1 protein-coding gene is annotated in these 565 nt (G+C 36.3%); it reads right to left on the reverse strand.

Going from position 1 to position 565, the window contains the following annotated elements:
* Positions 1 to 565: phage tail repeat domain-containing protein (locus H8718_RS20410; protein WP_249334884.1), on the reverse strand; the 565-nt coding region annotated here is incomplete at both ends.

The raw sequence follows: 565 nt of genomic DNA on the forward strand, positions 1-565 counted from the left end.
TCCCATGAAACCTTATAAATTTCATTGCCACTAGTATTAGAATAGATACGTAATATATTACTGTTCATCAATCTACCAGATACAGGACAATATCGCTCCTGACTATATAAATTAATCATTGTCTTAGAAGGATCTACAGGACTAATTGTATAATCTTTTGAATACATATTTTCAGTATAATCACATCCATCCCTAGATATATATCCCCTCTGAACCCCCTTAACGACTTTAGGATTACTTACAGCAGACTTTAAACTATCAAACTCTGCCGCTAGATTTCTACCTTGTACATAATCGGCATTTCTAACGCTAAATGTAGCAGGGTTCCATACATAGCATTGATTTCCTGGTTCATCTCCCCCCCACACCCAAGTAGGTTGTCCAGGTTGACCTTGCCATAGAAACTGCCTACCGCCAACTGTATCAGCATTTCCACCATTAGCTGGTAAAGATGTTGGGAAATCTGTTATTTGTGATTTTGTATGAGTATGTGAAGTATTAGCTTTTGCATCTAACTTAGTATTAATTTCTGTTTCTGTATAGTATCTATCATCATGAGTATGTG

Origin of the sequence: Zhenhengia yiwuensis (assembly GCF_014384995.1) — a bacterium.
Taxonomy (GTDB): Bacteria; Bacillota; Clostridia; order Lachnospirales; family Cellulosilyticaceae; genus Zhenhengia; species Zhenhengia yiwuensis.